This window comes from Nostoc sp., from assembly GCF_036919615.1.
In the GTDB taxonomy this organism is placed as follows: domain Bacteria; phylum Cyanobacteriota; class Cyanobacteriia; order Cyanobacteriales; family Nostocaceae; genus Nostoc.
In genome coordinates this window covers 38,856-51,679 of sequence record NZ_JBALCN010000098.1, presented here as the reverse complement: position 1 = coordinate 51,679, position 12,824 = coordinate 38,856, and the positions used below count along the sequence as shown (strand labels likewise).

7 protein-coding genes and 1 pseudogene are annotated in these 12,824 nt (G+C 41.6%); all 8 read left to right on the top strand.

The window, feature by feature from the left end; all coding sequences use genetic code 11:
* Positions 1-180 precede the first annotated feature (180 nt).
* Positions 181-2,301 (top strand): amylo-alpha-1,6-glucosidase, encoded by a 2,121-nt coding sequence (locus V7K48_RS29955; RefSeq protein ID WP_335078160.1) that lies wholly within the window; start codon positions 181-183, stop codon positions 2,299-2,301.
* Between the two features lie 521 nt (positions 2,302-2,822).
* Positions 2,823-5,408: a GAF domain-containing protein gene (locus V7K48_RS29950; RefSeq protein ID WP_335078158.1), complete on the top strand. Its 2,586-nt coding sequence runs from the start codon at positions 2,823-2,825 to the stop codon at positions 5,406-5,408.
* Between the two features lie 513 nt (positions 5,409-5,921).
* Entirely contained in the window at positions 5,922-6,116 is a 195-nt protein-coding gene (locus tag V7K48_RS35245) for an NB-ARC domain-containing protein (protein WP_442949493.1), read from the top strand.
* 166 nt (positions 6,117-6,282) lie between these two features.
* Positions 6,283-6,375: pseudogene (locus V7K48_RS29945) on the top strand (ABC transporter ATP-binding protein); the annotation flags it as partial.
* Between the two features lie 75 nt (positions 6,376-6,450).
* Positions 6,451-7,719, top strand: a complete 1,269-nt coding sequence (locus V7K48_RS29940) for an HlyD family secretion protein (RefSeq protein ID WP_335078156.1) — start codon at positions 6,451-6,453, stop codon at positions 7,717-7,719.
* A 36-nt stretch (positions 7,720-7,755) separates the two neighbouring features.
* A complete protein-coding gene (locus V7K48_RS29935) occupies positions 7,756-9,756 on the top strand; it encodes an ATP-binding cassette domain-containing protein (protein WP_335078154.1) in 2,001 nt (666 codons plus the stop codon).
* A 26-nt stretch (positions 9,757-9,782) separates the two neighbouring features.
* Positions 9,783-10,922, top strand: a complete 1,140-nt coding sequence (locus V7K48_RS29930) for an ABC transporter permease (RefSeq protein WP_335078152.1) — start codon at positions 9,783-9,785, stop codon at positions 10,920-10,922.
* 298 nt (positions 10,923-11,220) lie between these two features.
* Positions 11,221-12,345: an ABC transporter permease gene (locus V7K48_RS29925; protein ID WP_335078150.1), complete on the top strand. Its 1,125-nt coding sequence runs from the start codon at positions 11,221-11,223 to the stop codon at positions 12,343-12,345.
* Positions 12,346-12,824 lie beyond the last annotated feature (479 nt).

The window sequence follows — 12,824 nt, the reverse complement described above, 5'->3', positions numbered from 1 at the left end:
AGTAAAGCTACTTACTGTACATTTACCTTCTGCCTCCTGCCCTTTCAATGCAAGGATTTGCGATCGCGCAACTAAACCGAGTCTTATCTGCGACACGCTGTTCGCCCTCGAGCATCTTTAGGACTTTAGATTGTTCAATCCAAAATCTAAAATTTAAAATCTAAAATTCTCCTGACTCCTATGCCCACAAAAGTTATTGTCAATCCTAATCTGATCACAATTAACGATGGTTCCTCCTTTTTGGTTACAGCTAGCGATGGTTCCATTGACGATAATCAAGCCCAAGGTTTTTTTGTTCGTGATACGCGGTTAATTTCTTACTACGAAATTTCTCTTAATCGTTACCAACTTTTACTACTAGCTTCTAGTAACATCACGCATCATAGTGCGCTTTACCAATTCACTAACCCGCAACTTACCACAGTCAAGGGCATTTTACCTTCTGGTAGTTTGCTTGTAACTATCCGGCGCGACATTGTAGGGGGGATGCACGAAGATATCGATATCACGAATCATCATTTAGAACCAGTTGAATTTCAACTGATGCTAGCGATTCGTTCGGATTTTGCAGATATCTTTGAGGTAAAAGCAAAGAATATTCTGGCACGGGGAGAGACAGCAACAACATGGAATGATGGAATACTCTCTACCGAGTACTGTAACGGTTCTTTTGTCCGAGGTATTATAACTGAGCCAGTTTGTACAAGTTCAACAGCAAGATATGCCAACGGTCGTTTGATGTTTAATGTCGCGATCGCTCCTGGCGAAACATGGCATAGCTGTATCAACTTTACAGCTTTAGCCAATGGAAATGTCTTCAAACCTCAAGAAACCTGTACTGTGTCTCATAATACAAAAGCTGGAGAGATCAGTGATGAATTTCTGACAAATGCGACAAAGTTGCGATCGTCTAATGCGGAGATTCAAGGATTCTATCAGCAAGCGATCGTTGATATGGGAGCGTTGCGGATTGAGGTAGATGATAATGGCCACCAGTTTTGGATGCCTGCTGCTGGTATTCCCTGGTTTATGGCTGTCTTTGGACGGGACTCAATTATTGCCAGCTTGCAAACGATGGCGGTTTACCACGATTTTGCCCGTGGTACGCTTGTAAGATTGGCTCAACTACAAGCAACTGAGTTAGATGACTGGCATGATGCTCAACCAGGCAAAATGCTGCATGAATTGCGTGATGACGAGTTAACTAAAATCAAGCAACTTCCGTACAATCCCTACTACGGTACAGTAGATACTACTATTCTCTGGATTATTACTTTAGCTGAAACCTATTCTTGGAACGCTGACCTGACGATGTTGGATGAGTGTCGATCGCCACTAGAGAAAGCACTAAGATGGATTGATAAATACGGCGATTTTGATGGCGATGGGTTTGTTGAGTATTTAACTCATTCGTCAAAAGGTTTACGCAATCAAGGCTGGAAAGATTCGGGTGATTCAATGGTTTATCCGAATGGCCAGTTAGTTGAGCCGCCAATAGCTTTGTCTGAGGTGCAAGGATACGTTTACGATGCTTGGCTAAAAGCAGCTTTAATTTATGAGGTATGGGGAGAAAAAGAGCAAGCGCAAAAGCTACGCCAAAAAGCAGAGTCACTTTATCAACGATTCAATGAACGCTTCTGGATGGATTCACTTGGCTTTTACTGTCTTGGCTTAGATAACAACAAGCAGCAAATCCAGTCGATTGCCTCAAATCCTGGGCATCTACTATGGTCTGGTATCGTACCCCAAGAACGGGCAAAAAAGCTGGTTGAGCGACTTTTTCAACCAGATATGTGGTGTGGTTGGGGTGTGCGGACTCTTTCATCTCAAAATGCAGCTTATAACCCAATTAGTTATCAACGGGGAAGTGTTTGGCCGCACGACAACTCCATAATTGCCGCTGGCTTAAAGCGTTACGGCTACCACACAGAAGCAAACCGCATCGCCGAGGGGATTTTTGCTGCTGCTAATTATTTTCAATCTGGGCGGATGCCAGAATTGTTTGCCGGAATTGAACGCCAGGATAATAACTTTCCTGTACCTTATCCAGATGCGAATATTCCCCAAGCTTGGGCTGCTGGCTCGATTCTTTTACTCATTCGCACCATTTTGGGACTCGAAGCCGATGCATCACAGCGAAAGTTAAAGGTACAGCCTTCACTACCAGAGTGGTTGTCAGATTTGGAACTTACAAATCTAAGTGTAGGAGACGCTACAGTTGGATTACGCTTTTGGCGGGAAGGGAAACAAACTCAATGGGAAGTTACCGATAAAACAGGCGAATTACAAGTTTCTGGATAGTTACTATTTACCCTAATGGCAACCCAATACGGTTCGGTTAAGCTGCACAGTCCTTAAAGATCCCCCTTACTCCCCCTTAAAAAGTGGGAAATAGAGCCATTTTTAGCCCCCTTTTTTAAGGGGGGTTGGGGGGATCGAGTCTTATCTGAACCGTATTGAATAGCAACCAGGGTTTTATTTGAAATCTTGTTCAGAAATCAGATAGAAATTTTATATTACACGACTTACGCACAGGTAACGGAAAATCGAACCATAGAGGACGGGGATCAAAAGCCTGTGTGGCAACTCTCGAACACTTGTGTGTAAACAGTAACAGCCATTCAGAGTATTACTGCATCTGCACTCTGGTCATACCACACTTGTTAATAATCGACTTCCACCTGACTCCACAGGATGACGCTAGCTAAACAAGCGATTAAACTATGGATAATATCAAGCAGTTGTTGCTTTTAGCACCACTTACATAAATTAAATTTCATTGTTACATCTAAAATCTCATCCTGCTATATAAAATACTGGTTATGTCAGTGTATCAAGGAAGTTGTGGGGAGACCACCGATTTGATTATTGGTGTTCACAACCAAGAAAACCGCGAATTACAAGCAAATGCTGCTCCTGTGGGTGCTCTTGCCACAAGACAAGGAACCTTTTCTACGTTTCTTGCTCCCCTGACTCAGGATACTTTTAAACAGGTCGTTCAGGATGTAGAGCAAAAATTACAGATTGTTCATCAAACCCTGTCAATGCTGGATTCTCAGGGGTTTGAAACTCTTCTGCAAGAAATGTTGCATTCAATTACCTTGAAAACCGGGGAATTACTGGGGGCAGATCGGACGACGATATTTTTATTGGATGAAGAAAAACAAGAACTCTGGTCAATTCTGGCTGAGGGGGAGGGCGATCGCTCTTTAGAAATTCGCATCCCCGCTGATAAAGGCATTGCTGGGGAAGTCGCCACCTCCAAGCAAGTTATCAATATTCCCTTTGATTTTTATAACGATCCGCGATCGCATTTTGCCCAAGAACAAGAAAAAAGAACTGGCTATCGCACCTACACTATGCTGGCTTTACCATTGTTGAATGAACATGGACAGTTAGTTGCAGTAGTACAATTACTAAATAAATTAAAATCTGAGAATAATCCCGATGCTCCACTTGGACAGCGCATTGATACCAAAGGTTTTATCTGTGCTGACAAACAATTATTTCAAGAATTTGCCCCTTCAATTCGCCTGATTTTAGAATCCTCGCGCTCTTTTTATGTAGCCACCCAAAAACAAAGAGCAGTGGCGGCGCTGATGAAGGCGATCAAGTCCCTCTCTCAAAGCAGTCTCGACTTAGAAGACACCCTGAAGCGGGTGATGGATGAAGCCAAGGAACTGATGAATGCTGATCGCAGTACCCTATGGTTAATAGACCGCGATCGCGATGAATTGTGGACGAAAATCACCCAGGACGATGGTTCAACTAAGGAGTTGCGAGTACACATAGGTAAAGGCTTTGCTGGTCTAGTGGCGGTTTCTGGCAAAAAACTGAATATTGCCTTTGACTTGTACGACCACTCTGACTCGGAGACAGCCAAAGAACTCGACCAGCAAAATGGCTATCGCACCTGTAGCTTGCTTTGTATGCCAGTGTTTAATGCCGATCTACAACTAATTGGCGTTACCCAACTCGTAAATAAAAAGAAATCCGGGGATTTTCCACCTTATAATCCAGCTGATTGGCCGAAAGCTCCCGACTGCTTCCAAGCTAGCTTTGACCGCAACGATGAAGAGTTCATGGAAGCTTTTAATATTCAAGCCGGAGTAGCGCTGCAAAATGCCCAGTTGTTTGCCACAGTCAAGCAACAAGAACAGATGCAACGGGATATTCTGCGTAGTCTTTCCAATGGAGTGGTTTCGACTGATAAAACTGGATTAATTATCGCCGCCAATGAAAGTGCCAAGCGTTTGCTAGGACTGGAACCAGAAGATCGGTTAGAAGGTAAATTAGTTAATGATGTCATCGCTATCAAAGAAGGTGACTTTAGTAAGTGGTATCAGGATGCTTTACACGCAGTTGACTTAAAAGGCCGCCAGCAATATTACCCCGATCGCACGCTCCTAAGTACTAGTATCAAACAGCATAGTATTAATTTATCGATTAACACAATTGCTGATGCTAGCGACCAAGAGCAAGTCCGTGGGGCGCTGGTAGTCATGGAAGATATCAGTGATGAAAAGCGGCTCAAGAGTACGATGTACCGCTACATGACCCAGGAATTAGCCGAAGAATTGCTAAAATTGGATGATGCAAAACTAGGAGGCGATCGCAAAGAAGTTTCGATTTTATTTTCCGATATTCGCGGCTACACCACTTTAACGGAAAACTTGGAAGCAGAAGAAGTGGTGAGTATGCTCAACGAATATTTTGAATCAATGGTGGAGGCAGTCTTTAAACATAAAGGCACTCTTGACAAATACATCGGCGACGCCATCATGGCTGTGTTTGGTTCTCCCCTACCATTAGAAGAACATGCTTGGATGGCAGTGCAAACATCCTTAGAAATGCGCCATCGCCTGCACGAATTTAATCAACGCCGCTACGCAGTTAGTAAGCCCGGAATCAAGATCGGCATTGGCATCAATTCTGATACCGTGATTAGTGGCAATATTGGCTCTAGTAAGCGGATGGAATTTACCGCCATTGGTGATGGTGTTAATCTTGGTTCACGATTAGAAAGTGTTAGTAAACAGTATGGTTGCGACATTATTATTAGCCATAACACTTTTAAACCTTGCCAAGATTATATTTGGGCTAGGGAACTAGATTACATTCGTGTTAAAGGCAGAAATGAGCCAGTAGCCATATATGAATTACTGGGTTTGCGTTCTGATTCCATTGAAAGCGAAAAACTGCAAGTGATTGAGCACTATCATAAAGGACGCGAGTATTACCTCAAGCGCCAGTTTACCTTTGCAAGAGCTGAGTTTGCCAAAGTTTTGGCAGCAGACAAGCATGATAAAGCTGCTATGTTGCATCTGTTGCGTTGTCAGCATTGGTTACAATCACCTCCAACAGATGGAGATTGGGATAAAGGAGTCTGGACATTTCAGGAAAAATAAATGATGTTCGTGAATAAGGCAGGAAGCACAAGGAGGTAGAGAAGAGGAATCAGCATTTCCTTTCAATACGCTTGGGTTAAGCATTTTTTTCTTCTCTCTGTGTCCTCTGCGCCTCTGCGGTAGCCTGCGGCAAGCCACTTTGTGTCTACGTAAAAAAAACTGACTTTGACAAAAAGTTTTAACCTTAACCCAAGCGTATTGCATTTACTCTCCCTTTCTCAGGCTTTAAACACGAAAGTTACTAAAAGTAACTACCATACCGTTATTAGACGTTTATCACACTCAATGTCTGGGGAATAATTACACTCAGCAACAGTGAATATTATTACCAATAATAACTTAAATATAGAAATTATTAACCTGAATTTTAAACCTTTTAAGTTGAAAAACTCACCAAAATTTGTATATTCTAAAAGACCATTTACCCATCACCAACAAGATTGGGGAAATGTAGTTAAAGATGTATCTAGATTTTATGGTTGTCAACAATAACTAAACTTACTAGAAGAATGGATTATTGAAGCTCACTGTCCCCTAGTGGTATTGTTAAGGATGGGTGTTGTTGGCAAAACAACTTTGTCTATAAAACTAGCACAACAAGTTAAAACTGAATTTGACTACTTGATTTGGTGTTCTCTAGATAATACTCCTCTCCTTGAAGACTTGCTTCAAAATATGATTAAAATCTTCTCCAATAATCAACAATAAAATACTTTACCTAGTTCAGTGGATGCTCTAATATCACAACTAATTATATATTTGAGTAAATATCACTGTTTATTGATTTTAGACAATCTTGAATCTGTTTTGCAAAATGGAGCCAGAAGGTTTAAATTTTCAACTGCCAGAAGTTAAAACAAATATTAACTCACTAAAACAACAAGGTTGTACAATTCTTCTAGTGACACATAATAACCGGATTCTTGATATTGCCGATCGCATCGTCTATATGAAAGATGGTATATGATGTCAGGGCAAAAGTGAACGCCGCTTAATCTAACCAATTTATAACCGTCATTCTGATATTCTTCCCCACTCCAATATGAGTCAGTCAATCTCACCACCCCAAGAACCCATTGATGGTGCTGTACCAGAGAAAAAAAAGGGTAAAGCGTCTCCTCGCGTGCTTATCCCCGTAGCCCTGTTACTCATAGGTGCAGGTGTCATAACCTGGTTTTTTCTCTTACCACACTCGGAAACTAACGCGCTGCGGTTGAGCGGTCGCATTGAAGGCTATGAAACTGATATTGGTGCAAAAGTAGCGGGTCGAATCGAGTCAGTAGCGGTGCGAGAAGGGGATGCAGTCCATAAAGATCAAGTGATTGTGAAGTTGGATGATGCAGAGATTCAAGCACAACTTCAGGGCGCAGATGCCCGTTTAGATTCCATCCGCAAACAAGAAGAACAGGCGCGATTGCAAATCAATATCCTAGAAAGTCAGATTATGGAAAATCAGCTTTCTTTACAACAGGCGCGGGGAGATGCCAAAGGTCAGATTTTTCAAGCTGAGTCGTCGGTTGCTTCCAGTCAGGCGCAACTAAATCAAGCGATCGCTCAAGTAGGACAAGCCAAATCGGAATTGAAACTCACGCAAATAAATCGCGATCGCTACACTAAATTGGTTGGTGAAGGAGCTGTTACCCAGCAGCAATTTGACCAAGCCCAAACAAGCCTTGAAACTGCCCTTGCTACCCTGAAATCACGTCAAGCAGCGGTAGATTCTTATCGAAAATTAGTCAATTCTGCCCAAGGACAATTGACCCAAGCCCAAAGCACAGCGTTAAATCCTTCTATTCGTAACGCCCAACTAGGTGGATTACGCGCCCAATTGGCACAGACCCGCTTAAAACTAGCCGCATCTCAAGCTGATGTCGCCAATGCCAAAGCTTCTCAGCAAGAAACTAAAGCCCAGATTGCTTACCTGAATGTGAAAAGCCCAATTGAAGGCGTAGTCGTCAGCCGGAGTGTAGAACCAGGAGCAGTTGTTACCACTGGTAAAACTCTGCTCACAGTGATTGATCCCAAAACAGTTTATTTACGTGGTTTTATCCCCCAAGGCGAAATTGGAAAACTGCGAGTTGGTCAGTTAGCGAAGGTATTTCTAGATTCAGCACCCAAAGAACCCTTAAGTGCTAAAATTGCTGCCGTTGACACCGAAGCATCTTTTACCCCTGAAAATATTTATTTCCAGCAAGACCGGGTTAAACAAGTTTTTGGTGTCAAAATCACCATCGACAATCCCAATGGATTTGCCAAGCCAGGAATGCCAGCTGATGCTGAGATTAGCATCGCACCAGAGGCAAAAAAATGACCTCCGCTATACTCCAATTCCCCAATCCAAAATTCTATGACTACCATCACGCCATTTGCTGATCTGGGCGATTCACTAAGTCATCCCAAAATTGGTGCAGAAGTAATTCAGGTAGAAGGTTTATCCAAACGTTATGGAAAATTAGTCGCGGTTAAGGGAATAGATTTTGCCGTCCGGCGGGGAGAAATCTTTGGCTTAATTGGCCCTGATGGTGCAGGAAAAACAACCACCTTCCATATTTTGGGCGGGGTCATGGAAACATCTGCTGGCAATATCCAGATTTTAGGCAAACCACCCCGCGATGCTCGTTTATCTATTGGTTATTTGACACAGCAATTCTCACTGTATCTCGACTTGAGTATTGATGAAAATCTGCGTTACACTGCGGGATTGCGGGAAGTTCCCGAACAGCAATTCTTTGGGCGTCGTCAGAAATATCTGCGATTAATGAGTTTGGATAAATTTGGCGATCGCTTGGCTGGTCGCCTCTCTGGTGGGATGAAGCAGAAATTAGCTTTGTGCTGTGCGTTGATTTCTCAACCTGAAATTCTCTTATTGGATGAGCCAACTACAGGAGTTGACCCGGTATCTCGGCGAGAATTTTGGGATGTTCTCGCCGCCATTGCCGCAGAGGGAGTGACAGTAGTTGTAGCGACACCTTATTTAGATGAAGCCGAAAGGTGCGATCGCATTGCTTTAATGTATGAAGGAGAAATTCAACAAATTGGCACTCTTTCTCAGTTACGAGAGAGTCTAGGTTTGCAGCGTTTAGAAGTTCGGACTCAGCACCTGGAAGCAGCTGAACGAGTATTACATGAGGCGACAAATAGCAAACAGACATCAATTGTCGATGTGCAAACCTTTGGCGATCGCCTGGATGTGCTAGTTAAAGATATCGCAGTCGGTACAGCAGCAGTTCAGACAATTTTCACTCAGCAGCGACTACAACTTGACAGCATTCAAACTGCTGACCCTACCTTAGAAAACGTTTTTGTTTCTCGTCTGCGTACAGCTGGCAATGACCCAGAATTTATAGCTTTTCCTAGTACAAAAAAAGGGACTGGGGACAGAAGAATTTCCAATTTCTCATCGATTGCTATTGATGCAAATAAAATAAGAAAGGTATTTGGCGACTTCCAGGCGGTTAAGAGTGTAGATTTGGAAGTTCGCTATGGTGAAATTTACGGGTTGCTAGGAGCAAATGGTGCAGGAAAGACAACTACCATTAAAATTCTCTGCGGTCTTTTAGAACCAACATCTGGGAAAATTTCTTTAGCTGGACAAACTCAAAATCTGCGTAGTAGTGATGTGCGCCAACGCATCGGTTATATGAGCCAAAAATTCACCCTCTACGATGATTTGACTATTATCCAAAATCTAGAATTTTACTGTGGAGTTTATGGTGTACCAAGTCGGTTACGCCGCACCAAAATTGATTGGGTACTTGCCACCTGTGGTTTAGTTGGCAGAGAAAATATGCTCACGGGACAACTACCAGGAGGATGGAAGCAACGGGTAGCTTTTGGCGCTTCGGTGATGCATGAGCCAGAAATTTTGTTTTTAGATGAACCGACATCAGGAGTAGACCCCTTAGCACGTCGTCAGTTCTGGCGGTTAATTAATGAGTTTGCCAGAGCAGGTACAGCAGTACTGGTGACTACCCATTATTTAGAAGAAGCAGAACAATGTAACAGGATGGGGTTTATGGTGGCGGGTGAAGTGGTAACACAGGGTTCGCCGAGTCAGATAAAAGCTGCTCAACCCGGTCAACTGGTGGAGGTAGTCACCGATAAAATCCAAAATGCCTCTAATTTACTCAAAACTCAGTTGGCACCGTGGCGGGTGTCGATTTTTGGCGATCGCTTACACCTTGTTCTCGATCATCCAGACTCAGATATTCCCCATATCCGCTCAATTTTACAAACACAGCAGATCAATATTCGCTCTCTGCGACCTATTCCCTTTTCTCTTGAGGATGCGTTTATTGGTATTGTGCAAAGGACTCAAGAAGAGGAGAAGGGGCAGGGGGAGAATTAATAATTAAGGAAAAATGACCAATAAAAATGAAACGAATTTTTTCTCAATGTCGCAAAGAATTAGCCCAATTTCAGCGCGATCGCTTTACATTAGCACTAGCATTCCTCCTACCATTTATCAGCTTAATTATCTTCGGTTTTGCGATTCGATTAGAATCTAAAAATATTCCCTTATTTGTCCAAGATTTTGACATCAGTCCCCTCAGTCGTGCTTATACTGAGCGGTTATTTGCAACAAATCAATTTGAACCAGTTAATAATCATAGCTTTCCGCTTCTCAATTCAAATGCAAAACCTAAAATTCAAAATCCTCAATTGGCAATTGATCAGGGACTTGCAAAAGCTGCTGTGGTGATTCCGCCAGATTTCAGTCGTCGCATTAAATCAGGTTTAACTAGCACAGTACAAATTTTAGTTGATGGAACTGATGTTAACAACGCACGAGTTATCAAAAACAGTATTCAAGCAACAACCAGATTCTTTCTCAGAGATTCTGGCTTACAACCATCATCTGATAAAATTATTGCTCATATCCGCCTCTGGTTTAATCCGGGAAGAAAAGAATCTCTTTCTATAGTGCCAGGTGTTTTCGCAGTGATTTTATGGATTTTTCCCTCGTTATTAACAGCAATTACTATGGTGCGGGAGAAAGAAAAAGGGACAATATTACAAGTTTACACTTCTAGCCTCAGCGCTGAAGAATTCCTCTTAGGGAAAGCTTTAGCTTACCTACTCATTGGAATTAGTGAAGCTTCACTTATTATAATTATGAGTGTAATAATTTGGCAATTGACACTAGCTGGAGATCCAACACCATTATTAATGGGTACACTAATGTTTTTGATAGATAGTACTATGTTTGGTTTATTAATTGGGATTCGCTCTCCCACTCAAAATGCTGCCGTCCAGGCTATTGCACTACTAGGTTTTTTAACATCATTATTACTAAGTGGATTCATTTATCCGCTTAGTAATATACCTTTTCCACTCTCACTAATTACTTATCTTGTTCCAGCACGTTATTATATTGAAATTACTCGTGATGCCTATGTACGCGGCACTGGGTGGGCAGGGGTCTGGTTATCATTTTTAATGCTAGTTATCTTAGGGTTATTGCTATTTAATGTAGCCCGTGGGATATTAAAACGAATGCAATTATCAGATTAATTATTACCTGAATATTATATTTATTCTTTTATACAGCAGTTTGCAATTAAATGAAGTATAGTACTCAGCCTGAAATCTAGATATAAAGCTTTCTTAACTCCTAATATCATGTCCGCATAATTAGTTATGCTAACCACAGTCATTACACCCCACCTCCAACCCCTCCCCGCAAGTGGGGAGGGGAGACAAAGTGTAGCTTTGGCGGGGGTGGGGTTCTTCGGGTTTAATAAGTAATCAAAAGGACATGATATAACTCCTACTGTATATACCCTTTTTATAATTTAGAAATAAATTAACTATGAAATTAATCCAAAGATTGTTTAATAGCCGATTCTGGAGTTTAGCAATTAAAGAATTTCACCAAATATTGAGGAGTAAAGAAACACTAGTATTATTAATAATTCCTCCCACAATTCAAATGTTAATTTATGGATTTTGTCTGAATCCAGATGTGCATTACCTTAAATTAGGAATTGTTGATTATGCCAATACTTATGAAAGCCGAGAGCTAGTTGCTGAATTAACTGAAAATAAAGTCTTTGTCGTTGAAAAATATATGTTCAATGATCAGGATTTGGGTGAGCAAGTCCGGCAGGGAAAAATCACAGCAGGGTTGGTAATTCCCTACGATTTTAACCACCATTTATCCGAAGATCAACCAGCCGATATCCAGATTTTAATTGATGCAGTAGATGCTAATACTGCTGGCATTGCTCAAGGTTATTTAAATCAGATTATTTCTCAATTTAATCAGCGATTTACATCTAATCAAGCACCAGCATTAATTAACCCGGAAACAACTTTTCTTTATAATCCTGGACTAGTGAGTAGTTGGTTTTTCATTCCAGGAGTTTTGGGAGTAGTTTTGACACTAATTAGTTCTTTGGTTTCTTCAGTCACAGTTGTCCGAGAAAAGGATACAGGAACTCTGGAACAACTGTTAATGACTCCAGCTGAAGCTTGGGAAATTTTGTTAGCTAAAATTGTGCCGCTGTTTATTCTGTTGATGGGCGATGTCATCTTAGCTTTGAATTTGGGAAGATTAGTTTTTGGAGTGCCTTTTCGAGGCAATGCTTTTCTATTTTTAGGACTATCAGGACTTTATTTATTTGTGGGAATTGGCATTGGGATTATGCTGGCAACAATATGTCGTACTCAGCAACAAGTTGTACTAACATCATTTTTTATTAATTTACCATTGATTCAACTTTCGGGTGCACTCTCTCCCGTCGAGAACATGCCTGTAATATTTAAGTATATATCGCTACTAAATCCCCTACGCCATTATGTAGCGATTGTCCGGGGGATACTGCTTAAAGGCTCAGGTTTGGACGTACTTTGGTTGAATGCGATCGCACTTTTGGTTTTTGCCATAGTGCTTTTATCTATCAGTATTAACCAATTTCGTCGTCAACTAAGCTAACCTTCATAAGTAACTAAATTCAGTACTAGCAACACTTTTCATCAACTTTTAGCACTGCCAAAATATCTGAGTCCAACCAGACTGCATATAAACCACTACCGATCATTTTTGTCGTTTCCAGCCTCTGGCTAGAAATGCACCTCATTGCGGCTCTGCTGCAAATTCAGGAGGTGGCAGCCCGTACATTAGCCATTCACAGTCTCGAACCACCGATTTTACGAATGTCAAATTGTCCGGAGCCATTAATTTCTACTCTGGATTGCTGGAGAACGTTTTGCTTTGTAACACCACGATGTCGGATGGCAATGTTATTACTGAAGAGACTTATTGGGAAGCCAGAATGATGGTGGGTTTCTGTGCTTGCTAACAGAGAAGAAACTAACGCATCTCCCTTGCTATTGCTTGACTAGTACACCACGGTGTAAATAGAGCAACCATTTAAAATCCATAAAAAGACCATTCCATAATACTTTTGACTT